The sequence below is a fragment of the Alloscardovia sp. HMSC034E08 genome (assembly GCF_001813415.1).
Taxonomy (GTDB): domain Bacteria; phylum Actinomycetota; class Actinomycetes; order Actinomycetales; family Bifidobacteriaceae; genus Alloscardovia; species Alloscardovia omnicolens.
This window is the reverse complement of sequence record NZ_KV812468.1, coordinates 678452-704584: the sequence shown is the minus strand read 5'-3', so window position 1 is coordinate 704584 and position 26133 is coordinate 678452. Positions and strand designations below refer to the sequence as shown.

Sequence of the window (26133 nt, the reverse complement as noted above, 5' to 3'; positions counted from 1 at the left end):
GGCGATACCGTTGTCACCATGGCTTTATGTATGAGCGGATAAATCACTTCTTATATTCTTCTAAGTAGAAGCGCAATGCTAAGTTCGCGGCACCAATCAAACCAGCGTCCTGACCAGCTGTTGCAGCTAGAATTGGTGGATGTGGGCGATATGCGCTTGCCTGCAAGAAGCGAGAATAGTTGTAGCGCGCAGGATCGAGAAGAATATCGCCAACAGCAACTACGCCACCGCCGATAACATACACATCAGGATCCAATACGGCAGAAATAGCAGCCATAGTACGACCCAACCACTCACCAATCTTGTTGAACGCATATAAGCTGATGGCATCGCCTTCATCGGCAGCACGAGAAACCATCTTGCCACGCAATTCTGCAATATCTCCACCGCACATCTCCAGCAGACGATCTGCATCTTGTGGACGACGACGAATTGCGGAACGCGCAAAACGCTCTAATGCGTTTCCTGAGGTATAGCGTTCTGCACAACCTCGCAAACCGCAACCACAGGTATCGCCATCAGACACCATTGGCAAGTGGCCAAATTCTGCAGCCATACCGTAGGATCCACGGAAAAGCTTACCATCGATAACGATAGCTCCACCTAAACCAGTACCCACAGTGAGGGCAACCATGTTCTTGTGACCCTTACCTGCGCCATGAACGAATTCACCCCAACCAGCACAGTTTGCATCGTTTTCTACAACGACTGGAACTTTGTGATCAATAAGTGCTTCGATGCGATCTGCTAATGGGTAGTTCACCCAGCCGCTAATATTAGCTGCGAAGCTAATAGTGCGACGATCTTCCTTTACATTACCTGCTGCAGAAATTCCAATGGCAACAATGTCTTCGAAAGACTTAGATGCTTCCAGGTAAAGATTTGCAATATGCTCATCGATGAGCTCTGCTTCTTCTGGTGTTGGAGACGTCCACTGGCGTACGATGACATCGTTTTCATCACACAAGCCAACGGCAATCTTAGTACCACCAATATCAACTGCTAACGAGTGCATTATTCCTCCATTTATGTAGCTCCCGCCATACCCTGTCACTCTATCACGAACACTAGGCGAACATGCATGATGTGCGAGTGGGACATCTAAGTTGCATAAAATGCATATAAAAAAAGTCGGAAGAAATCTTCTTCCGACTTTTCTGCCTATGAGCTTTTACTTCTCATTCTTACCGTGGCACATCTTATATTTGCGTCCTGAACCGCATGGGCATGGCGCATTCTTTGGAGTACCTTCAAATACGCCACCATCAGACCATGGGCTGTGCAGCTCTTCACTCTTTGGACGCTTGCTAGCAGGTACTTTTCCTTCAGCATGGCTGATAGGAGCAGCACCAGTTACATGGCCTTCATAAGAATGAGACACACGCTCAGAAGACTCAGTATCTTCGGAATCTTCGTCTTCTTCAATTTCTTCATCGCTTGCAGCGTCTTCAGTTGGAGCAGAGTAACTTAAGGATTCTTCAGGAACTTCCTGATTCTCAACAGCTTCATTCTCTTCGGCTTCGCGAGCAATCAACTCCAAATCAATATTGAAGAGTAACTGTACAACCTCTTCCTTAATAGAATCAACCATAGAGTTGTACATCTGGTAGCCTTCTCGCTGGTATTCCACCAGAGGGTCGCGCTGACCCATACCGCGCAAACCGATACCGTCCTTGAGATAATCCATCTCGTAGAGGTGTTCACGCCACTTACGATCCATAACTGCCAAAACAACGCGACGCTCAATAGTACGCATCGCTTCATCGCCTACAATCTTCTCGTTGGCTGCGTACTTTTCTGTCAGCTTATCGGCAATCAGCTCTGTAAGCTTTGCACGTGCCTTATCACCCTTAAGCTTACCAAGTTCACTCTTGAGCTGTTCTTCATCAAACTCAAGAACAACAATAGATTCAAGAGCCCTCCACAGGTCGCTAAGATCCCACTTAGCAGGAACATCTACGCCCTTTGTTGCACCCTGAACATAGGATGCAACAACATCGTGAATAAACTTCGTAATGTCGGAGGAGATATCAGCACCCTGCAACACAGCCTGGCGTTCCGAATAGACAACAGTACGCTGCTTATTCATAACATCATCGTACTTCAACACATTCTTACGTGTTTCGAAATTACGAGATTCAACAGACTTCTGAGCATTACGCACACCATTCGATACGCTCTTATGCTCAATAGGCTCGCCTTCTGGCATGCCCTTAGCCATAACACGAGCAACAAGCTGAGTGTTGAACAGACGCATCAAATTGTCTTCCAAAGATAGGTAGAAGCGAGATTCACCAGGATCACCCTGACGACCAGAACGACCACGCAACTGATTATCAATACGGCGAGATTCATGACGTTCAGTACCGAGCACATACAAACCGCCCAGTTCCTTCACTTCTTCATGCTCATCCTTTGCCTGCTGCTTCATCTCATCCAAAACTGCAGGCCATAAGCGCTCATACTCTTCTGGAGTGTCTTCTGGAGAATATCCCTGAGCCTTCAACTTTGCGTCAGCAAGGAACTCAACGTTACCGCCGAGCATAATATCTGTACCACGACCAGCCATATTGGTTGCCACAGTTACAGCACCTTTACGACCAGCAACAGCAACAACAGCAGCTTCTGCTTCGTTGTGCTTAGCATTGAGTACCTTGTGAGGAATATTCACCTGATCAAGCAAGGTAGACACCAACTCAGAGGATTCCACAGACGAGGTACCCAGCAAAATAGGCTGACCCTTTTCGTGACGTGCTGCTACATCCTTAACAATGGCAACAAGCTTTTCCTTCTGAGTGCGGAAAATCAAGTCATCCTGATCTATACGAATCATAGGTCGGTTAGTTGGGATTGGGATAACACCGAGCTTATAAGTATTCATAAATTCTGCAGCTTCAGTTTCTGCAGTACCCGTCATACCAGCTAACTTATCGTACATGCGGAAATAGTTCTGCAAAGTAATTGTAGCGAAAGTTTGGTTTTCTGCCTGAACCTCTACACCTTCTTTAGCTTCGATAGCCTGATGCAAACCTTCGTTGTAACGACGGCCATGAAGCATACGTCCGGTGTGTTCGTCAACAATGAGAACTTCGCCCCCCTGAACAACATAATCCTTATCGCGCACGAAGAGTTCCTTCGCACGGATAGCATTATTCAGATAGCCAATAAGCGCAGTATTTGCTGGCTCATACAGATTATCGATTCCTAAGAAATCTTCAATCTTCGCAATACCGGAGTCGAGAATACCAATAACTTTCTTCTTCTCGTCCACGTCATAGTCTTCGTCTCGGTTGAGCTTGAGCACGAGCTTAGCAAACTGGCGATACCAGCGGGTCACATCTCCCTCAGCTGGTCCAGAAATAATCAGAGGAGTTCGAGCCTCATCAATCAAAATGGAATCGACTTCATCGACAATAGCAAAGTGGTGTTCACGCTGAACAAGGTCAGACTTATTCCATGCCATGTTATCTCGCAGATAATCGAAGCCGAATTCATTATTCGTACCATAGGTAATGTCGGCATTGTACTGCTTGCGACGCTCTGCTGGAGACTGATCCGTTAAGATGCAACCAACCTTCATATCCAGAGCACGGAATACACGTCCCATCAATTCAGACTGGTAGTTAGCCAAGTAATCGTTCACGGTTACCACGTGAACACCCTTACCACTTAATGCATTCAAATAGCTTGGCAAGGTTGCAACCAACGTCTTACCTTCACCAGTACGCATTTCTGCAATATTGCCCCAGTGCAATGCTGCACCACCCATAAGCTGCACATCGAAGTGACGCTGACCGAGAACTCGCTTAGCAGCTTCACGTACTGTAGCAAATGCTTCTGGCATCAAATCATCAAGACTCTCGCCCTGGGCTAAACGTGCCTTAAATTTTGAGGTTTGCTCCTTGAGTTCAGCGTCTGTTAATGCGCTAATCTCATCTTCAAGAGCATTGACCTGATCTGCCACAGACTTCAGCTTACGAAGCTGCGCGCCTTCACCCATACGCAAAGCTTTGTCAAGAATTCCCACGTGTATTCTCCTACTTTTTCCACACAAGTGGTTTTTACAAACTGTTCCCATACTACGACAATGCACAGATAACGCAAACACAGTGCACACATGGTTATGGGGCTACCTATCTAGAGATTTCTAGATAGGTAGCCCCATACCTACAGTGTTTTAAAGTTAGATGTTCTTAGCACTTTCGATTTCAAATACACCGTAACTCCATCCATGACGACGGTACACTACCGACGGGCGATGAGTTTCGCTATTTACGAAGAGGAAGAAATCGTGTCCAACCAATTCCATTTCGTACAAAGCTTCATCAATTGACATTGGTTCTGCAATATGGAGCTTACGACGAATGACTATTGGCGAATCACCAACGCGAACTTCTACCGATTCACCTGGTTCCAAATCTCCTGCAACAGCTTGAGATGGGGTAACAGGTTCATACTCTGCTACAGCTGGCTCTTCTTCTGGTTCTACAACACCGAGATCAACTGCTTGCACAGACTCATAACCACGACGGTGATCCTTACGACGGTCACGAGTTCTACGCAGACGTAATGTGAGCTTGTCGAGTGCTAAATCCAATGCACTCAAATCATCGCTGCTGGAAGCTTCAGCACGAACAACTGTACGACCAGCGATCACGGTGAGTTCCACACGCATTGCAGTATCAGCAAGGCGAGGATTTACCTCATGAGAGAGCACAACTTGAACACGTTGTGCATCCGGTGCAATATTAGTCACTCGATTCATCTTGCTTTCAACTACGTCACGGAACTTTTGCTTAATTTGCGTATGACGACCAGTTACCACGATTTCCATGGCGACCTCCTTGAAATGAATCGCGAGACGTTAACATCTTTGCTAACGTGACTTAATCTTAGCTCATTTACAATAAAACTGCATGGCATTTTGCAATAGAATTCAACAAAAAAGCGTGGTAGCATATAAAGATTGTGAGACCTCTGGGTGACCGCGGTTATCCACATGGGGAGAAATCTCCAGAATAACTGAGGAACTTCCGGGCTCCATAGAGCACGATGGCGGATAACGTCCGCCCAGGGCAACCTGAGAGATAGCGCAACAGAGAATAGACCGCCTTATATGGCGTAGCTGTATAAGGTAAGGGTGAAACGGTGGTGTAAGAGACCACCGGACGACTGGTAACAGAAGTCGCATGGCAAGCCTCATCGGGAGCAAGGTCAAGTAGAATATCTAAGCTGCTCGCTTGTTTGGTATTCGGGTAGGCTGCTAGAGCTTAATAGCAATATTAAGTCGAGATGGATGGTCACCCCTTGTATGTCTTTTACATACGAGGACAGAACCCGGGGTATATGAGGTCTCACACTAATTTTTATTCAGCTTCTTCTTCGCTAGTTTCTGCATTGAAAACCTCATACTGCGCTTGGCGAATAAGCTCAGGAGAATGTCCTTTACGTCCTGCTGCAGACCATAATCGTCGTAAACGCACGTTTTTATCTAAACCACGTGTGCGCTTTGCAACGCGGTCCACTAGAACATACGCAGATTCTATAAAAGCGCCCTCTTCCTGAGCTTCTTGAACGGCTTGCATTGCTAAGGATGCGTCAACACCTTTGCGTTTAAGCTCCATGAGGGTTCCGCTTTGCCCTAAACTTCGCGACACGCAATAGCGTACAGCACTGCGCGCGTATGCCTCGTCATCAACCAAACCTAAATTCATCAGTCTGTTTACAACTGTATCCACAGTTTCTACTGAGAATTCTTTGGCAATCAAACGTTCACGTAGAGCACCTGAAGGTCGTTGAGCTGCATCAAGTAAACGTAATGCCGCTTCTTGGCATTTATTTTCCGCATCACTGCGCTGAAAAATTCCCTTCACTTCGACATGCTGCACCGCATGATGCAGCATGTCTATTGAAGTATGTGTGTCGTCAACACCATCGGAAGTATCCGGATTATCAACAACTGAAGCAGGATTATTCTGCAGAAAATCCTCTGCTGAAATCACTGATTGTCACCACTTACTTTGTTTCTGTTGGAGCATCTTGAGAATCTTCACCAGTTCCTTCTGCATTGTCTGCTTCAGGGCGTGGTATTAAACCGTATTCCATCTTCACTCGGTTTTCGATTTCCTCAGTTAATTCTGGATTATCAATCAAGAACTGACGAACTTTCTCACGACCCTGACCTAACTGGTCTCCATCGTAGGTGAACCAAGAACCCGACTTCTTCACAATGCCTACTTGAAGGCCCATATCGATAACCGAACCTTCACGCGACACTCCCTCACCATAGAGAATGTCGAATTCAGCAGACTTAAATGGTGGAGCCATCTTGTTTTTAACGACTTTCACACGGGTGCGGTTGCCCACAGCGTCCTCACCATTCTTCAATGTTTGGATACGGCGAATATCCATGCGCACAGAGGCATAGAACTTCAGAGCTTTACCACCAGTTGTTGTTTCTGGACTACCGAAGAACACACCAATCTTTTCACGCAACTGGTTAATAAAGATAGCTGTGGTATTAGCTTGGTTTAATGCACCAGTCATTTTACGTAATGCTTGGCTCATCAGTCGAGCTTGTAAGCCCACATGACTATCTCCCATTTCACCTTCAATTTCAGCCTTAGGAACAAGAGCTGCCACTGAGTCGACAACAATAATGTCTAAAGCACCAGAACGAATGAGCATATCGGCAATTTCCAATGCTTGTTCACCATTATCTGGCTGAGAAACAATAAGAGAATCTGTATCTACACCTAAATGACGCGCATATTCCGGATCAAGAGCATGCTCAGCATCAATAAATGCTGCTACTCCCCCTCGACGTTGCGCGCTTGCAACAGCTTGGAGAGCAATTGTTGTTTTACCAGAGGATTCTGGTCCATAAATTTCTACAATGCGGCCACGTGGCAATCCTCCAATACCCAAAGCCATATCTAAGGCCAAAGACCCTGTAGGAATAACCTCAATATTCTCTATCGGTTTATCTCCCAAGCGCATAGCAGAGCCTTTACCGAAGCTCTTTTCTACCTGCGCCAGTGCGGCGTCGAGAGCTTCTTGACGACGATCTTTAGTAGTGGCTGCATCCTTCTTTGCAGTTGCCATAACTTCTCCTTTTTGACGTGAAGATACCTTCACTGTAGTTAGCTCTGTCTATGCTTCTCAAGTTATTTTATACATGTGAACCAATGTGAATAACTATAGCAGATTAATCGAACATTTGTTCGAAAATTGAGTGCGTGTCCCGTTAGTCTGCAGGTAAAGGTGGTGCATTGTGATCTCGACCCCACCGCCTGCTATCGGGAATATCCATCTGATTGCACAATATATTCCATACCGTGCGCGGTTCCACACCTGCTTCTAATGCTTGTTCTACTGTCATATTATCGAGAGCATCGAGCGCTTGATCATGTGCTAACGAACGACCATAGGCACGACCGAACACCTCTTCAAGTAATTCCCAAAATTCTCGTTCTCTCATAGACATAAAAATACCTCGCTCATCATAATCCGAAAACTATCATAAGCGAGGTTAGGTATGAAAGAAGTTTAACGCATACCTGCATTTTCATATTCACGCACACGTTCAGCCACCAAAACGAGCATATCCGATAATTTAACGTCTAAAGCATCAGTAATAGATGCTAAGAGTTCCGAGCTTGCTTCTTTCTGTCCACGCTCTACCTCAGACAGATAGCCCAAAGACACTCCAGCCTTCTGACTAACCTCTCGCAAAGTTTTACGATCACGAGTGCGTAAGGAACGCAACACGCTACCCTGCACTTTGCGTAAAGAGAAAGTATCTGCATCTACAACATCATGACGTGTGGTAGTTAATGGAGTTTCTACTGTACGCTCATCTAGTTCAGAGTTTGCCCACATGCGACTACGTGCTGCTTCTCGTTCATTCTTCGCCGCGCGAGCCTTCTGTGCTCGAAGTACCTGCTGCTGAGCCATGGCAACTGCACGAAGCTGAGCAGGAGTCAGATTGCGTACCATAGCTTCTTTACTAGCAGCACGCTTCATTTCTTCAACACTAGGGGTTGCCTGCTCGTATGTCTGTACTGGTGTAGAAATCATCATGCCTCTTTTCATTGGTATTACTTGAGCCAACCTCACTCAACTTCTTTTTATTCCCCAACTGGCGAAAATGTGACATGCTTCACAAGAAAATACACGAAATCTGAAGTATTGCACCCGTTATTGCACCATAAATTGGGCAGATCCAAGACGTAAAGCGGAAGAAACTGCACAGCGTCTCACTTCTTCACGAGCAGCATCAGCGCAATAATGTTTCTCACTCATCACACGCCCATCACTGAGAGCGCAGGCTACATAAAATGTTCCCGCAGATATATCGCCATCTGGTCCAGGACCTGCAACACCTGTTGTTGACAATGCAATACCATCACAACCAAATACGCGCAACGCACCCAGCGCCATCTGCTCCGCTGTATAAGCATTGACCGGACCGTTCGCCTCCAAAAAATTTGCGTCAACTCCCAAGATACGTGTTTTAGTACGCACAGCATAGGTATTGACCGAACCAAGAAAAACATCAGAGGCTCCAGGAACGCGCACAAAAGCATCCGCAAGCAATCCACCTGTTAAAGATTCAGCACAGCAGATGGATAGTTGACCTTCACGGCAACTACTAAGCAGCGTCTTCGCCAGAGTATCTTGCTGATCTAATGATGCTAAGGTCATAACCGCGTAATGCTACTTTTCTTGATCTGTTTTATTTTCTTTGGTGCGAGGTCTACCAAAAGTATTAATAAGGTATTCTGCACCCGAATACAGGCAGAAGAACAAAGCTAAAAGCACAATAGCTATGCTTATCCATTTATAGTATGTCCACCATGTGCTTGTTTCGCCGAGAAAAACCCATAAAGGAAGCAAAACCATACCGAGACCAATGCATTGCGTGAGCGTCTTAAGTTTACCGGCACTGGAAGCAGCAATAACCGATCCGCCTGTGTCGATAACAAAGAAACGCATAACTGTAATGCCTATTTCTCGCACAAGGAAAAGAATGGTCACCCACCACCAGATTTCTCCCTGAATAGACAGAACAATAAACGCTCCACAAATCAGAAGTTTGTCGGCAATCGGATCAATCAACTTACCCAGCTCAGTAACCTGATTGTAGCGGCGTGCTAAATAACCATCGAGCTTATCTGTAGAAGCAGCCACGATGAACAAAATAGCTGCAATCCAACGGCTACGTGTATCGGTATGTCCATACGATCCGCCAACGACAGCGAAGTACAGAAAAGCGAACATCATAACGATGCGCACGTAAGTAATAATATTTGGAATACTATTCCATCCATCAAGGAGCGATTTCTTCTCAGACATTTTTATCCTTCGTTATCGTAAGTATCTGCACCATCATAATCAGATGGATATGACGAGTTTTCATTGTGATGTTCCTCTACCTGTGCTTGAGCTGCAGCATCGATCGAAGGAGCATCGCCGCGAATGAAGCCGAGAACTTCTTGCAATTGGCTTGGCTGAACAAGCACTTCGCGAGCCTTAGAACCTTCGGAAGGACCGACCACTCCACGCGATTCAAGCAAATCCATCAGGCGGCCTGCTTTAGCAAAACCGATACGTAACTTACGCTGAAGCATGGAGGTTGAACCAAACTGTGCTCCCACAACAAGCTCAGCTGCCTGAAGCAGATCGTCCATATCATTACCGATTTCTTCATCGATAGCTTGTTTGGTATCTTGTTGTGCAGCCATTTGTTCAATATCTTGACGATACTGAGGCTTACGCTGGGTTTTTACAAAATCAACCGCAGATCGTATTTCTGATTCAGATACCCATGCACCCTGCACACGAGTTGGTTTTGGCTTACCCATCGGTAGGAACAGAGCATCACCTTGGCCAATAAGTGCTTCAGCACCCACAGAATCTAAGATAACGCGAGAATCAGTTGCCGAAGAAGTTGCAAAAGCTAAACGCGATGGCACGTTTGACTTGATTAAACCGGTGACCACATCAACAGATGGGCGCTGCGTAGCTAAGACCAGATGAATACCTGCTGCACGAGCCAGCTGGGTAATACGCTGGATAGAACTTTCCACATCATTCTTTGCAACCATCATTAAATCTGCCATCTCATCTACTACAACGAGCAGATATGGATATGGCGCTACTTTTCGATTAGATCCGGCAGGTGCATGAACTTTTCCGGCAAGAACCGCTTCATTAAAATCTTTGACATGACGGAAACCGAAATACTGCAAATCGTCATAGCGAGCATCCATCTCTTTCACGACCCATTCGAGCGCTTGGGCTGCACGCTTCGGATCAGTAATGATTGGCGTAAGTAAATGAGGAATTCCAGCATATGCAGTTAATTCCACACGCTTAGGGTCAACCATAATAAGACGTACTTGCTCAGGAGTAGCTCGCATAACAATGGATGTAAGCATGGAATTAATAAAACTTGATTTACCAGAACCCGTAGCACCAGCAACAAGCAAGTGTGGCATAGCAGTCAGGTTTGCTGTTACGAAATTACCCTCCACATCTTTACCCAGACCAACAGTCATTGGGTTATTGTCGTTAAGAGCTTCTGGGGAACGCAAAACATCACCGAGATGAACTATTTCACGGTCAATGTTTGGAATTTCAATACCGATAGCACTTTTACCTGGGATTGGTGAAAGTATACGAACATCTGAACTTGCCACAGCATACGCAATATTGCGCTGCAAATTCGTGACTTTTTCTACCTTCACACCAGGTCCAAGTTCAACTTCGTACTGGGTTACAGATGGGCCGCGCAAGAAGCCAACAACATCGGCATCTACACCAAATTCTTGGAATGTAGCACGTAAAGCATGAATAACACGCTCATTAGCTTCTGTACGTACAGCATGGGGTTTACCAGCTACTAATAAGTCTAGGCTTGGCTTTTGATATGTTTGACCGTTATCGGATGGAGCTGGAAGCTGTTCAAAACCACCACTTTGAGATTCATTATCTTCTTGAGAAGGCGATTGTTCTGGAGCAACGGCAGATGAATGTGTTGGCACAGCACGAGTTGACCCAACCTCGCCTGCAACAGCTCCAACAGCACCTGCTCCTGCTACAGCCATCGTTTCGGCAATATCCTGAGGACTCGATGTAGCTGGCACATGTCCGGCAATACGACCTGCAGCAGCCTGCGCCGCCCCGCTAAACTCAGGTGCATTCGCCCCAGCCTCGCGCCCAATCGCACGAGTCTCATCTTCACCAAAGTCAGGCTCAAATCGCCCCGACTGCGCGCTGCGCACGTTTTGACGATTCGTCTGAGAATCATCCTGCACGCGCATAGGATTCTGGAAGGCCGTATCACCTTCATATTCATCGAGATTCGTATCCGTCTCTTCGTGACGCATGCGATTAAAGAGTTTCTTCCACCATGGCTGGCGCACACTCTGCTCAGCCTCATCCGTTCCATCATGTGCCGGAACGCCCTGAGCAAAGGCAAGCGTCTCATCTCCAACGCGCACATCTTCTGGGAACTGATCATCATCGCTAGCGCTGTTATCTGCAGTCGTCATACCAAGCAACCGCGGTATTTCTGCAATATGCAGACCTGTAATCATAAGAAGTGCAAAAGCTGCAATAAAAACAAAAATAACCACAGCAAACGGTTTAGATAAGCCAAGAGCTAGCGGAGTTCCTAAAACGTGCCCAAATAATCCGCCTGCCGAACGAAGTGCAGACCACGAAAAACGAGGTTCGCCCGCAACCATCAGCACATCAAGAACGGAACTAATCGACCAAACAAGCAAGAACCATCCTGAAAGCACTCGCGTATTTTCTGCCTCAAGATTAGAGTTACGAATCAATCGGAACGCGATAAAGAGGAAAACTATCGGCAAAATAACGCTCATTATGCCGAAAGCACCAGCAGCCAAAATATGTAAATAACGTCCTAATACCCCATCTACTCGGAACCATTCCGACGCAATAAGTAAAACGCTAAAAATAATCAGAAGGAAACATGAAGCATCCAGCCGCGAATCACTGTTTTCGCTGCTTGATCCAAAAATATCGCGAATAAGCTGCGCAAAAACGCGAGGAATAAACAACAGGACTTTCATCCACCATGTTTCAGGTTCACGTTGCTGCTCTCTATTATCTGCAGAACGTGCCGCTCCCTTCTGGGTACGCAATGATGACGTACTCTGTGTAGTACGTGTTGATTTCTTGTCTCTCGGACTCTGTGAAGATGATGTTGGTCGTGCCATAACGCTTTATAGATTAGCGAAAATACGAGACCTCCGCTTGCCGATGAAGAAAGCTAACACTACTGCTCCACATACGCGCACCGCAGCTCTTCTATTCTTCTTCATGCGCATTTTCGCCCCGCGAGTCCTCGCCTCGCCCGTCCTCTCTGCTATATCTTCGCGCTACCCTTCCTCTCCCCGCGTAGCAATATTGCCTAGATGATGCTGCACATACTCATCTGCCTGAGCATCCTGTTCTTCAAAAGCACCAGCGTCTGCATCGCATACAATATCCACGGCACGTTCAAGCACATCATTACTCATAGCATCTAACCAATGCACGCGAGGATCGCGCCCAAACCATCCCATTTGCTTACGAGCTAGACGTTTTGTTTTCTGAGCAATATCAGCAAAAGCCTCATCCTCGTTCATGTTTCCATCGAGCACAGCCATCATCTGGGAATATCCTAAGGCTCGTTCTGCAGTTACAGACATTGAACCACGTAAAGCTTTCGCTTCCTCAACGAAACCTGCCGAACGCATAGCTTGCGTACGTGCGTCAATACGTTCATCAAGAACACAGCGATCGAGGTCTAAGCCAATTTGAACGCTAGGAATAACATAGGAATAACGAGGCAAACTAGCCGAAAATGGTCGTCCAGTTATTTCTATGACTTCCAAAGCACGAATAGTGCGGCGAATATTGCGACCATCCATACGTTCAGCTGCCACAGGATCTTTGAGCCTTAATTGTTCAAACAGAGCCTGCTCCCCTATCTGCTCAGCTCGCTGTTCAATCGCAGCACGAACTGACTCATCAGTACCAGGAAAAGTAATATCGTCTATCGCTGCACGCGCATATAAGCCCGAACCACCCACAAGAATAGGACGAAGACCACGCGATTGAATCTCAGCAATAGCGTTTCGAGCCAGCTCTTGAAAACGTGCTACAGACATGCTTTCGCTTGGCTCGATAATATCGATAAGATGATGGCGAACCTCAGCTTGCTCTTGTGCGCTTGCCTTCGCTGTGCCAATATCCATACCGCGATACATTTGGTAAGCGTCCGCATTTACGATTTCGCATGCTTGACCAGTTTTTTGCTCCAAAGCTTGAGCGAGAGCAATCGCGAGCGCGGTTTTGCCTGAGGCTGTGGGGCCGATGATAGAGACGACTTTGCTCTGAGCTTTGCTGCTACTTTGATGATTCCTCTCGCCGGAAGCTTCCCGATCCGCGGAAGGCTTTCTGCTATCTTGGAACGCCTTCCGCTCGTTTGACGTCTTACGCTCATTTAGCGTCTGACGCTCGTCTCGCGAAAACCGCTCGTTTGGCGAATACTGCTCGTCCTGAGAATTTTGATTATCTCGAGGACTGCGCTGATTAAAAGCCGTTCTATCGTCGCAGTTCATACGTATCTCCGCTTGCTGGGTTTGGGTCAGCAATCAGGTAGTGCGATGCACTTTCCGTAACAGTGCATGTTACGAAATCGCCTACCTGTGGATGCTCATATCCGTCTGGAACGCGAACATGCACGAGGTTTCCGCCGCGATCTCGTCCAGAAACACGTTGCGTGCGAGCATCCTTTGCACCTTTGAGTTCTGTAATCATAATTTCCACGTTCTTACCAACGTGTTCTGCCATAATCTCGCGGGAGATTTCTTCTTGTAAGGCGTGCAAGCGTGTAAAGCGATCGTGCGCCACATCGGCAGGCACTTGTTCCATAGTGGCTGCTGGCGTTCCTGGTCGTGGTGAATATTCGAAAATATAAGCGGAGGTAAAGCGAGCGCGACGCACAGCATCCATTGTTGCTTGGAAGTCTTCTTCAGTTTCTCCGGGGAATCCCACAATAATATCGGTGGTAATCTGTGCGTGCGGAATTGCTGCGCGCACATTGTCGAGAATGGTCATAAATTTTTCAATGCGATAGCTTCGTCGCATAGCGCGTAAGATTTTATCGGAGCCTGATTGCAAAGGCATGTGTAGCTGTGGCATCACGTTCGGCGTGGTGGCCATGGCTTCAATAACATCGGGAGTGAACGCCGCTGGGTGTGGTGACGTGAAGCGTACACGTTCGAGTCCTTCAATATGTCCGCATGCTCGAAGGAGTTTGCTAAATGCGTAGCGGTCTCCTGTGGCATATCCATAGGAGTTGACGTTTTGTCCAAGCAAGGTAACTTCTTTTATGCCTCGTGCCACGCAGTTTTCTACTTCTGCCAGGATTTCTCCTGGTCGGCGGTCACGTTCTTTTCCTCGTACTGCAGGAACAATACAGAAAGTGCAGGTATTGTTGCATCCTACGGAAATAGATACCCATGCGCTGGCTTTGGATGCACGCACTGTAGGAAGTTCGCTCGGGAATTCTTGTAGTTCAGTGGCTACTTCTACTTGTGGCGCGTGTGTGCGGCGAGCTTCATGGAGTAAGGCGGTGAGGGAACCAATATTTTTCGTTCCGAATACTGCATCCACCCATGGAGCTTGCTCAGTAATGCGCTGGCGATCTTTTTGAGCCATACATCCGCCCACAGCGATTTGTAGGTTCGGGTTGGCTCTTTTCAGTTCTGCATATTGTCCTAAAGTACCGTACATTCGTGAGGTAGCGTTTTCACGTACCGCACATGTGTTCAAAACAATTAAATCTACGTCTGATGACTTAATCTGTTCTTCGCTTGCCTTGGCATATCCGTCTGCCTCTAGCACGCCGGAAATACGTTCCGAGTCGTGAGCGTTCATTTGGCATCCCAAGGTGTGTACGTAATATACAGGCTTGTCGCGGCGAGCTAAATTAGTCAGGAAATCCTTTGCAGAACCAGTCACAGAACCAGTCACAGAATTATCCACAAGCTCCGTTGCACTTTCAACGGTCAAACCATCTGCCCCGTTAACTGCCGCAATACCAAGACGCTCAGCGCGTGTCATCATATCTTCATTCATACTTATCGATATTAGCGAAGATTATGCGTCCTTTTGGTCGAGAGTGTTGGTCGAGAGTATTGAGCAAGAGTATTGAGCAAGTGCGTTGGACGAGATCGTTGGGCATGAGGGTGGTTTATACTTGAGTCGCTTAAGAATACAAGAGAGGTGGATTATGATTCTGGATAGACAGAACCCGTTAAGCGTAGCCGATATTATGAAGGCTTTGCAGACGGTGAATGAATCTCTTCCAGATTTAGAAACTCCGTACGATGCCGACGATTTAATTACTTTCGGTCGCAACTTCGAAAACCTGCTCCAGGTATATCGCGGAGCTATGCATGAGATTAGTACGAAATTAGAAATTCTCGATGACGAGTATCAAACGCGCTATAGCCATAATCCAATTCACCATATGGAAAGGCGTATGAAGTCAGTACGTTCTATTGCTGGCAAGCTTCTAGCTCACCGTAAGTCTTTTACAATTGAAAATATTGAGAATACGGTATTTGATATTGCCGGTATTCGTGTGATGTGCAATTACGTCGATGACGTCTATGCCATTGCCAGTATGCTTAGCCGTCAAAGCGATATTCGTATTTTGGAAGTCAAGGATTATATTAAGCATCCAAAAGAGTCAGGATACCGCAGTCTTCACGTTATTTATAGCGTGCCAGTTTTCCTGACCACTGGCGCTCGCGATATTCCTGTGGAAGTACAGTTCCGCACGATTTCTATGGATTATTGGGCAAGTCTGGAACATCGTTTGCGCTATAAGAGCACGAATGACCCCGAACGAGTAGCTCGTCATGCGCAGACTCTTCAAAACGCAGCTCAAGAGCTGTTTACTATTGACTTAGCTTTGCAGAATGTTCATAGAGATTTGGTGTCTGCTCCGCGCGAAACTGACTTTGACGACGAATAACCGTTAGAATATAAACACGTTTTGTTTTAAGGAGATCTGATGACGGATTATATGGGAACACCTCGTTCCGCCGATCAAAATGCTTATGAACAGCCATATGTTGATGTACAGTCTGTTGTTACTGATGAACGCGCTCAGCGCGTGTCTGTAGCTCGCACTTACGCTGAGATGGCTTTTGGTTTGGCTGTAACTGCTGTTGTAGCCTTTGCAAGTGCAGCCAGCGGCATATATGTTAATTTCATTCAAGCAACGGGACGTTTTGGTTTGATTGCTTTGGCTGTGGTTCAAATTGGCGTAGTTATTTTCTTGTCTGCTCGCGCTTTGCGCATGAACCCTGCAACTGCACGTATCGCTTTTTACGCTTATGCAGCTTTGATGGGCTTTACATTAAGCTATATCTTCTTCGTGTATAACATCGGCAATATTGTATTTGCTTTAGGATTAACTGCGGCTTTCTTCTTTACACTGACTATGTTTGCGTTGACAACAAAGATGAATTTGCTGAAGCTCGGATCAATTTTAATGGTTGCTTTAATCGTTTTGATTGTTGCGGAAATTATTATGATGTTCATGAACGTAGGCGTGAACACCATGTTTTTGAGTGCTATTACTCTGTTGATTTTTGCAGGTTTTACCGCTTATGATGCGCAGGTTGCTCGAGCACTATTTGCACAATATGCAGGTGATGAAGTTATGATTAAGCGCGTTTCTATTTTATGCGCTTTAAACTTGTATTTAGATTTCATTAACTTCTTTATTTCCATGCTGAACCTGCTCACTAGCAGAGACTAAAAGTAACTACATCAATTGTGGGTATGCTCGTAATGAGCATACCCACAATTTTTTCTACTGCAACCCAAATGTACTGAATATTACTCCCCTCGAGCACGCCACAAGAGATCAGTCACATAACACGCAACAAACCACAATCCTATTGCACACACAGCCACAAGAGCGGTTACGGGAATAAGCTGTCCAGTAGGCAGATGTAGCTCGAAGAATTGAGCGACGAACGGAATACATGCTCCTACTACTCCTGCTACAGCGAAGAAGGCAACTAACCATCCTCGCCAGGATGTCAATGGCTGAGCAATAGAGGCAAGCATCAAAATACCCAAAACAAATAGTACGCATACGTTAATAGTGCGCAATTGGGTCATATGTTCTGCAACATTGTTCCATCCCATAATTTTCGGCACAAAAAATGTGGATGCAAGAACACTAACACCTGTTACTAGTCCCGCTGGGACTGCTGTATGAATTACACGTTGCAAGAATCCAGGAATATAGCGTCGTGTATTAGGAGCAAGAGCAAGCAAGAAGGCTGGAGTTCCAATAGTAAACCATCCAATATATGTCATATGACGTGGCAAATATGGGAAGTTCAAGGCTAAGAGCACAACTCCCACAGAGATAATCGCAGAATACGTAGTTTTTACCAAGAACAAGCTAGCAACACGTTCCATATTCGCCATAACTTGACGACCACGCGCAACCACACTCGGCAAATGAGAAAACAGTGAATCCACTAAAATCACCTGAGCCACAGCTTTTGTAGCAGGAGCAGCATTGCCCATAGCAATGCCTAAATCAGCCTCTTTCAAAGCTAAAGCATCATTTACCCCATCTCCTGTCATAGCCACTGTATGACCTTGGGAATGCAAAGCCTGAACAATCAACTTCTTTTGTTCTGGCAACACACGACCCACAACATCCACGTCTTCCAAAACTTGAGCAACTTCCTCGGCTGTTTGCGGTAAGTCTCGCGCATCAATAAAACGAGGTTCTGCATCTCCTGTCAGCTTCACTTTCTGAGCAATAGCAGCAACAGTACGCGGATTATCGCCTGAAATAACGCGAGCGCGCACACCCTGCTCCCTAAACCATGCGAGAGTTTCAGCAGCATCTGATCGAACAGATTCTGAGCACACCACAAGAGCTTGAATAACAGCATTCGCATTAATAGTTTCGCCCTCTACTGCCCCATCTGCTGCAGCCAGAACAAGCACTCGCGCCCCTGAATTGGCAAAACTGTTTACATGTTCGCGGATTCCGTCTGCCACGCTGGAGAGAGCAGACATAATAATCTCTGGTGCTCCTACAAACCATTGCTGACCATTATCGAGAACTACGCTACTCCATTTTCGAGCAGAGGAAAACGGTACACGGGCTCTCACTTGCTGATTTTCAGCATGATTGTTCCGTAAACCTTCCAGAATTGCTGTAGCTGTAGCATTAGGATGTTCCTCATTGCTCACATGCCATAAAGCTTCACGAATCTGTTTTTCACTATAGCTTGCGTGCTCAAGAATATGAATTTCATCTAAGGCAATACCACCATCGGTTATTGTTCCAGTTTTATCGAGGTTAAGCGCATCAACACGAGCAAGCGTTTCAACAGCATCAAGCTCTTGAACAAGAGTATTTTGTCGCGCTAAACGCAAAGCAGCAAGCGCGAAATTCAGAGAAGTCAATAAGACAAGACCTTCGGGAATTAATCCCACAATACCCGCTACCGCTTGTACCACAGCTTCACGCCATGAGCCGTTAGCGATAGCCGTATTCCACCCGTCCCTTACGCGCATTTGTGACCATATAAGGAGAGCGCATAAAGGCACAACGATAATAATCATAAAACGTAAAATTTTATTAATACCATCGTTTATATCGGAATGATTGCGCTTATATACTTTCGCTTCTTGAGTCAGTTTAGCAGCATAAGATTTCTCCCCAACTGCTGTAACGCGCATCAGTGCTGAACCTGATACAACTGTTGCTCCGGAATAAACGGTATCTCCCGGCTTTTTCTTCACTGTGCGTGATTCACCGGTAAGCATGGATTCGTCAAGCTCTACCCCATAATCTTCAATAACTTCACCGTCAGCGGGAACTTGATCTCCTGATTGAATCATCACAATGTCATCGAGCACAATTTCGTCATGATTAATCTGCACATCCTGACCATCTCTGCGTACCGTATGCTGTGCAGCAACCAGAATAGAAAGTTTATCGAGAGTAATTTTAGATTTAACTTCAGTAAAAACACCGATAGCAGTATTAATAATAATAACTACGCCAAAAACAGCGTCTTTCCAACTGCCTGTAAGTAAGACGAGTACCATGGCAGAAAGAATAATACCGTTAAAAAGAGTAAAAATATTTGCGCGTATAATATCGGCGATAGAGCGCGATGTCGTTGTTTTCATGCGGTTTACTTCGCCGCGTTCTATCCGTTTGTTCACTTCAGATTGCGTCAGCCCTACACGGTGATCCATACTATTCCTCCTGAGCGCTTATATGAGTGAGCAGAGTACTGTTATGCGGTCTATCTTCTACCACACACATGGCTGCTTCAAAAATACTGGTATTTGCCTCAGACTGCGATACACGAACATCCCAATACGCTGCCCAATACTGAGAAGGAATATTGAGGTCTGTGAGCTGCATGTTTGCGCTCGCATTAATGATTACAGGCACACCTTTAGAGCGGGCATAAGATAGTTCGCTCTCCCATAAGGTATTACTGTGTTGAGTAAAAGCATCTTGAGGTATGACTATAAGACGCGCATATGAGTTGACTGCATTGCGCACTTGCTCTCTTTGCTGCTGTGCTTTTTTAGCTGCTCGATACGTGGCGCGAATACCTGATTTTTCGATACTACGAGCGATACGCTGTGCTTGACTGCCTTTATCACGTGTGGATGCAATAACATCTACACGTATATCTTTAACATCTCCGTCATCGTCTCGCGATACATACTGTGAGGCTGAGGCTAAAGTATAGCTATGCCCTACTGCTGTTTTTCGCGGAACCGAGCATGCAAAAACAGCAGCTGAAAGCAGTGCTATAACAAGCAGGAGAACTGCTATGTGCACAATTCGATAAACGGCATGCTTTTTCATCATGCGCCTATTCTAACAAGCTCACTTTACTCTAATAAGAGAAGCGACGAGTATCCCCGTCGCTTCTCTTCTAATGGTAAGCACGTTCATATGATGCGTTATATACAGCAAAGTCTTTTTCATGCAAAACTCGTGCTGCATCGGCTACCCATTGTGGGTTACGCAATAATCCACGACCTATTTCAACAAGATCTGCTTGCCCTGATGAAACAATATGTTCAGCTAACTGCGCAGAATCTATTAAACCCACAGCTGTCACAGGAATATTCACTGCTTGTTTCATCAAGATAGTAAACGGCACCTGGTAACCAGGGCGCATAGAAATATTAGGACGAGCAGGAGTGACTGCGCCTGTGGATACATCAATGCAATCCACACCATCGGCTTCTAACCATCGACCAATCTGCTGCCAGTCCTCACGACTATTTTGGCGTTCCGTATCATCATAAGCACTCAAAGACAGCCGCACCCACAACGAGCCATCAAAAATTGCGCGTATTGCACATACAATTTCATGAAGTAAACGATAACGATTTTCTAAACTACCTCCATAATTATCGCTACGCTGATTAGTTAATGGTTCTAAGAACTCACTTAACAAATACCCGTGAGCCGCATGTATCTCAATGGCATCGAATTTGGCATCGCGAGCGCGGATTGCTGCATCAACAAAAGCTTGTTTTACACGCTCAATATCCTCACTGCTCATCTCGTGAGGAACAGCAGAATCCTCATTAAAAGCAAGCGGACTTGGAGCATAAGCAATACGCGCATCAACAGCTTTACGTCCCGCATGATTGAGCTGAATAGCAACTTGAGAGCCAAGTTCATGCACACTCGTTGTGGGTTTATGTAAGACTTCTTTTTGCTCTTCGTTCCACAGACCCAAATCTTTGTTCGTAATTCGACCATCAGGTTCTACAGCAGTTGCTTCAACAATAATGAGTCCAACGCCTCCGATAGCACGTGCACCATAGTGAGCGAAATGGAAGTTCGTAGCAATGCCATTTTCCCATTCTACAGCATACATGCACATTGGAGGCATAACCACTCGATTTTTGAGTGTAAGATTACCGAGTGTTACGCCAGAGAGTAGTTGCGAAACGGTTTTCTCCTTAGCATGCAAAACCTACGAAACGTTTTACATCTTGAGCACCACGATGATCTAGGAACAGACTGTGATGAGTATCCAAAGTTTCAAGAGAAGTCATATTCGCATCGGTTAGTTCAAAGTCAAGGACGCGGAAATTCTCTTCCATACGTTCTTTATGAGTGGACTTAGGAATAACCACTACTCCACGTTGAAGCAGATAACGTAATGCCACTTGAGCCACGGTTTTACCGTGTTCTTCAGCAATAGCCTTCAACGTAGGATTATCAAAGAAATTATTCGCGCTTTCAGCAAAAGGTGCCCAAGATTCATGAATAACATTAAGTTCATCCATAAACGGTCGTGCTTCTTGCTGTTGGAAGAAAACGTGCGTTTCTACTTGATTAACCATTGGCACAATGCGTGCAAAATGAGCTAAATCAATTAATCTATCAGGATAGAAATTAGAGACGCCAATTGCACGTAATTTACCACCATCATAGGCTTCTTCTAAAGCACGATACGTGGAATAGTAATCTCCAAAAGGCTGATGTACCAGCATTAAATCAATATAATCCGAACCAATCTTACGCAATGATTCATCAATGGACGCTTTTGCAGCCTGATACCCATCTTTATAGAACCATACCTTTGAGGTAAGGAAAATATCTGAACGATTGAGACCACTTGCTGCTATAGCTGCTCCCACGCCTTCTTCATTGTTATAGGCTTGAGCAGTATCGATATGACGGTATCCCACTTCGAGTGCTTCACGCACACAACGTTCAGTTTCATCTGGCGGAGTTTGATACACGCCAAAACCAAGTTGAGGCATACGTACACCATTGTGAAGAGTAACAAAATCCGTTCTAAGCCTCCTTGATAGAAAAAGGGGTTGTAGACATCGTTAAGTCTACAACCCCTGAGCATGTTGAGCTGAGAATGAACACCGTCGTTTAACGGTAATCTTCTACATCAAAACGTTGATTCTTAAAGAAGTAACCGCGATCTTCTTCAGTAATCTGACGAATGACGCGAGCAGGATTACCGGCCACAACGCTCCACGCTGGAACATCTTTCACTACAACAGCTCCGCCAGCAATAACAGCGTTGTCTCCAATAGTTACGCCAGGTAAAATTGTTGCACTTCCGCCTATCCATACATTATTTCCAATCGTAATAGGAATACCATATTCGTATCCTGAATTACGACTATCCGGATGCAGAGGATGACCAGCTGTGTAAATAGATACATTAGGAGCAATCATCACGTTATCGCCAATAACTACTTCACTAGGATCAAGTATGGTCAGATTGTAATTGGCGAAGAAGTTCTTACCCACACGGATATTTGACCCGTAATCGCAACGGAATGGAGCTTCAATATACGCGGTATCTCCGCCCGCTCCCAAAATATCGGATAACAACTCATTCATACGACCTAAATCATCAGGATGCAAATTATTAAACTCATACAGTTTTTTCTTGCATTCCAAACGCTCGCTATCTAAGCCATCCATATCCGCTATATATGGCAAAGCTTTGAGCATACGTTCTTTCTGATTCATGTCATGCCGATTCATATCATCTCCTCCGCATTGAGTATTCAACAGTACTATTTTGTGTGCGCAACACGAGCAAAATAATAGATATAGCCAATGATTATGCCTATCACGGCTGGCACAATCCAGCTCATACCTATCCCCGATAATGGCAGAGCAGAATCAATAGTAGCAGCTGCATGATGTACAGGAGCTAACCACGGCACTGAACCAACGAGAATCTTAGTCAAAGTACTCACAAATGTAATAGCAGCAGAGATAGTCGTTAAAGTCATCGCACTAACAAACACGCTCTTATGAAAAGCAAAACTCGATCCGAGCACACACAAAATCATGAGCATAACCGTCAGCGGATACAGGAACATAAGCACCGGAACAGATAAGGTAATAATAGCGCTCAAACCAGCATTCGCAATCACAAATGAAATAAGAGTAAAGATAATCGCAAAAAGGTTGTAATTCGCCAAACGAGGGAAAATCTCCGTAAACGTGGTACTGATTGAAGTAATCAAGCCGATTGCCGTCTTCAAGCAAGCTAAGGTAATCACCGTTCCCAAGAGCACACCACCTGCAGTACCGAAATAATGCTGAGCAATTGCAAACAGAGCAGAACCGCCATCCTCACTCACGCCAAGCACAGCACCAGACTGCGCACCAATAATAGTAAGCAGACCATAAATAAGAACCATAAAGAAACCAGCCATCACACCTGACTTAACAGAAGCAACTGCCGCGTCTCTCGATTCCTTCACTCCTAAGCCGCGAATAACATCCACAAGAATAACACCGAAAGCTACAGATGCCAGCGCATCCATCGTGTTATAGCCCTCTAAAAAGCCAGTAAAGAAGGCTTGATGAACGTAATCCTCATGAGCAGCAACAGCTCCAATATTACCCATCGGATGAATCAGAGCTGTAATAACCAGAACAGATAAAACAACAAGAAAGAGCGGGTTGAGAATTTTACCTACCCAGTCCAAAATACGCGAAGGTTTTAAGCTGAAAAAGAGAACAACAACAAAGAATAAAACAGAGAAGATGAAAAGAGCTATACTGCGTAATTCTGGCTTAAGCAATGGAGCTACGCCCACTTGGAACGACACCGTAGCTGTACGAGGAATTGCAAAGAATGGGCCAATGGTCAGATACAAAGCAAGGGTGAAGAAATATGCAAAACCTTTCCCCACCAAACTGGTCATATCGAACAGACTCGTGCGCTGCGACACAGACAGAGCCACGATGCCAAGCAACGGCAAGCCCACGCCAGTAATGCAAAAACCAACAATGGCGGGCCACACATGCATACCTGACTTCTGCCCCATGCTCACCGGGAAAATTAAATTACCTGCACCAAAGAACAGGCCAAACAACATCGAGGCCACAATAATGGATTCTTTGCCAGTTAATTTCTTTTTCATGGGTCTCTCCTCCATTCTCTACTGTTAGAGAGATTAGCGTGATATTGCTCTTATGTATAGACGGATGAGAGGGAATGTCATAAAGTCATTCACAATATAAGACGCGCAGAACTTAAGCACAGACAGCACATGCAGTAGCACTGTGCTCAATTAGGTCTGAATATGAGTAAGCGGCTATGTATTCTCATATTCAGAACACACAACCGCTTACTCAACACTTTTACAATCTGCAGACTCTACAGCGGACTCTACAGACTTTATTCCCACTCAATCGTCGCAGGCGGCTTAGAAGTTACATCCAAAACCACGCGGTTAATTTCTCGGCACTCATTGGTAATGCGCGTAGAAATTTGAGCCAAGACATCGTATGGCAATCGTGACCAATCAGCAGTCATAGCATCCTCAGAGCTTACTGGACGCAGCACAATTGGCGAACCATACGTACGCTCATCACCTTGAACACCCACAGAATGGACATCGGCAAGCAAAACAACTGGGCACTGCCAAATATCGCGATCCAAGCCAGCCTTCGACAATTCTTCACGAGCAATAGCATCAGCTTCACGCAGCACAGCCAGACGCTCACGAGTAATCTCACCTACAATACGAATAGCCAAGCCTGGCCCTGGGAATGGCTGACGCCACACCATTTCATCTGGCAATCCCAGCTCGGTTCCCACAGCACGCACCTCATCCTTAAACAACGTGCGCAAAGGCTCTACAAGCTCAAATTGCAAATCGTCTGGAAGACCACCCACATTGTGATGGCTCTTAATATTCGCCGTTCCTGAACCGCCTCCAGACTCTACAACATCTGGATACAGTGTTCCTTGAACGAGGAACTTAATCTCTCCGCCTTCTTCCGCAACATCAGAGACAATCTGGCGGGTTGCTTTCTCAAAGGTACGAATAAACTTCTCACCAATAATCTTACGCTTGCGTTCAGGCTCAGATACGCCTTCCAAAGCTGTTAAGAACTCATCAGAAGCATCAACGGTTACAAGCTTAATACCTGTAGCCTCTACGAAGTCTTTCTTTACCTGCTCAACTTCGCCTTTACGCAACAATCCATGGTCAACGAAAACGCAGGTAAGCTGGTCGCCAATAGCTCTATGCACTAAAGCAGCAGCAACAGAAGAATCAACACCACCAGACAAACCGCAAATCACACGAGCATCGCCAACCTGAGCGCGAATCTTAGCCACTTGGTCTTCAATAATCGAAGAAGAATCCCAGCTGCGATCCAAACCAGCTTCGTTATGCAAGAAGTTCTCAATAATATCTTGGCCAAGAGGTGTGTGCTTTACCTCTGGATGCCATTGCACACCAAACAAACCACGGTCTTTATTTGCCATTGCGGCAACTGGAGCACCCTCAGTATGCGCCAAAACATCAAAACCTTCGGGAGCCTGCTTCACAGCCACACCGTGACTCATCCACGTTGATTGTTTCTGCGGAGACCTGACCAAAATACTGCGAGCTTCATCAATCACAGCCTCAGTCTTACCATATTCACCCAAAGCTGCCTTATCTACTACACCACCAAGCTGATGAGCCATCACTTGAAAGCCGTAGCAAATACCCAACATAGGAATATCTAAATCAAAAATAGCTGGATCGAGTAAAGGAGCACCCTCTACATAAACAGAAGCAGGACCACCAGAAAGAATAATTGCTTGAGGGTCCTTTGCTTTTAATTCTTCGGCACTAATGGTGTGAGGAACAATCTCAGAATACACATGTGCCTCACGTACTCGGCGAGCAATCAGCTGTGCATACTGAGCACCAAAATCAACGACTAATACAGGACCCTTCGCCATTTCTTCCTCCAAAAAGACTCCGCAAAATCGCGCTCAGGGGCAATAGCCCAGAAGCGAGACTTGCGGGGACATCCTTATATATTGATTACTTGATTATGCTTTATGTTTAAGACATTGGCTATGTGAATGGCTGCTACATAACGCGATGAAACTAACGTTCTAGAGAGTGCTCTGAAAGGTACGATAAAGACCACTATGCAGTCCTATAAAATCGCACTCTTGAAATCGCACTCTGAAGTCGTAAAAATTTTGTACACAAAACGGCGCGACACGC

At 45.7% G+C, this 26133-nt stretch carries 20 protein-coding genes, 1 other RNA gene and 2 pseudogenes; 3 read left to right on the top strand and 20 right to left on the bottom strand.

All coding sequences use genetic code 11. The features are described 5' to 3' along the window. Positions 1-43 precede the first annotated feature (43 nt). The 4 genes and pseudogenes from HMPREF2909_RS04595 to hpf form a co-directional block, all read right to left on the bottom strand. Positions 44-1015, bottom strand: coding sequence for an ROK family glucokinase (locus HMPREF2909_RS04595; RefSeq protein ID WP_021618467.1), 972 nt, complete (start codon positions 1013-1015; stop codon positions 44-46). A 156-nt stretch (positions 1016-1171) separates the two neighbouring features. After that, positions 1172-1345 (bottom strand): annotated as a pseudogene (locus tag HMPREF2909_RS10035) (SEC-C metal-binding domain-containing protein); the annotation flags it as partial. 194 nt (positions 1346-1539) lie between these two features. Then, positions 1540-4078, bottom strand: a pseudogene (gene secA / locus HMPREF2909_RS04590) (preprotein translocase subunit SecA); the annotation flags it as partial. Between the two features lie 105 nt (positions 4079-4183). After that, on the bottom strand, positions 4184-4834 hold the full coding sequence (gene hpf, locus HMPREF2909_RS04585; protein WP_071415393.1) for a ribosome hibernation-promoting factor, HPF/YfiA family: 651 nt from the start codon (positions 4832-4834) through the stop codon (positions 4184-4186). Between the two features lie 135 nt (positions 4835-4969). Between hpf and rnpB the strand changes: the two genes are divergently transcribed. After that, positions 4970-5361, top strand: an RNA gene (gene rnpB / locus HMPREF2909_RS04580) — RNase P RNA component class A. Between the two features lie 5 nt (positions 5362-5366). Here rnpB and HMPREF2909_RS04575 read toward each other — a convergent pair. From HMPREF2909_RS04575 to miaB, 9 genes are all read right to left on the bottom strand, one after another. After that, on the bottom strand, positions 5367-6002 hold the full coding sequence (locus HMPREF2909_RS04575; RefSeq protein WP_071415392.1) for a regulatory protein RecX: 636 nt from the start codon (positions 6000-6002) through the stop codon (positions 5367-5369). Positions 6003-6015: 13 nt separating this feature from the next. Then, on the bottom strand, positions 6016-7104 hold the full coding sequence (recA, locus tag HMPREF2909_RS04570) for a recombinase RecA (protein ID WP_071415391.1): 1089 nt from the start codon (positions 7102-7104) through the stop codon (positions 6016-6018). A gap of 142 nt (positions 7105-7246) precedes the next feature. Then, positions 7247-7480, bottom strand: coding sequence for a DUF3046 domain-containing protein (locus HMPREF2909_RS04565; RefSeq protein ID WP_021618472.1), 234 nt, complete (start codon positions 7478-7480; stop codon positions 7247-7249). Positions 7481-7548: 68 nt separating this feature from the next. Next, positions 7549-8082, bottom strand: a complete 534-nt coding sequence (locus HMPREF2909_RS04560; protein ID WP_021618473.1) for a helix-turn-helix domain-containing protein — start codon at positions 8080-8082, stop codon at positions 7549-7551. 117 nt (positions 8083-8199) lie between these two features. Next, positions 8200-8706 (bottom strand): CinA family protein, encoded by a 507-nt coding sequence (locus HMPREF2909_RS04555; RefSeq protein ID WP_021618474.1) that lies wholly within the window; start codon positions 8704-8706, stop codon positions 8200-8202. A gap of 12 nt (positions 8707-8718) precedes the next feature. Further along, the gene (gene pgsA, locus HMPREF2909_RS04550; RefSeq protein ID WP_071415389.1) at positions 8719-9357 is read right to left on the bottom strand and encodes a CDP-diacylglycerol--glycerol-3-phosphate 3-phosphatidyltransferase; all 639 of its coding nucleotides are present in this window, start codon (positions 9355-9357) and stop codon (positions 8719-8721) included. A 2-nt stretch (positions 9358-9359) separates the two neighbouring features. Next, entirely contained in the window at positions 9360-12251 is a 2892-nt protein-coding gene (locus HMPREF2909_RS04545) for an FtsK/SpoIIIE family DNA translocase (RefSeq protein ID WP_084797257.1), read from the bottom strand. 162 nt (positions 12252-12413) lie between these two features. Further along, complete coding sequence (gene miaA, locus HMPREF2909_RS04540) at positions 12414-13640, bottom strand: tRNA (adenosine(37)-N6)-dimethylallyltransferase MiaA (RefSeq protein WP_084797256.1); 1227 nt, start codon at positions 13638-13640, stop codon at positions 12414-12416. Next, positions 13624-15162 (bottom strand): tRNA (N6-isopentenyl adenosine(37)-C2)-methylthiotransferase MiaB, encoded by a 1539-nt coding sequence (gene miaB / locus HMPREF2909_RS04535; protein ID WP_084797255.1) that lies wholly within the window; start codon positions 15160-15162, stop codon positions 13624-13626. Before miaB ends, miaA begins: the two co-directional genes overlap by 17 nt. Positions 15163-15316: 154 nt before the next feature. On the opposite strand from miaB, the gene HMPREF2909_RS04530 reads away from it, so the two are divergent. Together HMPREF2909_RS04530 and HMPREF2909_RS04525 are read left to right on the top strand one after the other, a co-directional pair. Continuing rightward, entirely contained in the window at positions 15317-16066 is a 750-nt protein-coding gene (locus HMPREF2909_RS04530) for a GTP pyrophosphokinase (RefSeq protein WP_071415388.1), read from the top strand. A gap of 39 nt (positions 16067-16105) precedes the next feature. Next, positions 16106-16858 (top strand): Bax inhibitor-1/YccA family protein, encoded by a 753-nt coding sequence (locus HMPREF2909_RS04525; RefSeq protein WP_071415387.1) that lies wholly within the window; start codon positions 16106-16108, stop codon positions 16856-16858. An 80-nt stretch (positions 16859-16938) separates the two neighbouring features. Here the strand turns inward: HMPREF2909_RS04525 and HMPREF2909_RS04520 are convergent, their stop codons facing one another. The 7 genes from HMPREF2909_RS04520 to guaA all read right to left on the bottom strand — a co-directional run bounded on the left by HMPREF2909_RS04520 (position 16939) and on the right by guaA (position 25859). Then, positions 16939-19341 (bottom strand): HAD-IC family P-type ATPase, encoded by a 2403-nt coding sequence (locus HMPREF2909_RS04520; protein ID WP_071415386.1) that lies wholly within the window; start codon positions 19339-19341, stop codon positions 16939-16941. A 1-nt stretch (position 19342) separates the two neighbouring features. Continuing rightward, a complete protein-coding gene (locus HMPREF2909_RS04515; RefSeq protein WP_071415385.1) occupies positions 19343-19972 on the bottom strand; it encodes a hypothetical protein in 630 nt (209 codons plus the stop codon). Between the two features lie 67 nt (positions 19973-20039). After that, positions 20040-21095 carry an NADH:flavin oxidoreductase/NADH oxidase gene (locus HMPREF2909_RS04510; RefSeq protein ID WP_256375711.1) on the bottom strand — a complete coding sequence of 352 codons (1056 nt, stop codon included), beginning with the start codon at positions 21093-21095 and terminating at the stop codon, positions 20040-20042. Beyond that, positions 21085-21894, bottom strand: a complete 810-nt coding sequence (locus HMPREF2909_RS04505; RefSeq protein WP_071415383.1) for an aldo/keto reductase — start codon at positions 21892-21894, stop codon at positions 21085-21087. The genes HMPREF2909_RS04510 and HMPREF2909_RS04505 overlap by 11 nt, the downstream gene beginning before the upstream one ends. A gap of 121 nt (positions 21895-22015) precedes the next feature. After that, positions 22016-22642 (bottom strand): sugar O-acetyltransferase, encoded by a 627-nt coding sequence (locus HMPREF2909_RS04500; RefSeq protein ID WP_210387868.1) that lies wholly within the window; start codon positions 22640-22642, stop codon positions 22016-22018. A gap of 32 nt (positions 22643-22674) precedes the next feature. Next, a complete protein-coding gene (brnQ, locus tag HMPREF2909_RS04495; protein WP_071415381.1) occupies positions 22675-24039 on the bottom strand; it encodes a branched-chain amino acid transport system II carrier protein in 1365 nt (454 codons plus the stop codon). Positions 24040-24296: 257 nt separating this feature from the next. Then, a complete protein-coding gene (guaA, locus tag HMPREF2909_RS04490; RefSeq protein ID WP_071415380.1) occupies positions 24297-25859 on the bottom strand; it encodes a glutamine-hydrolyzing GMP synthase in 1563 nt (520 codons plus the stop codon). Positions 25860-26133 lie beyond the last annotated feature (274 nt).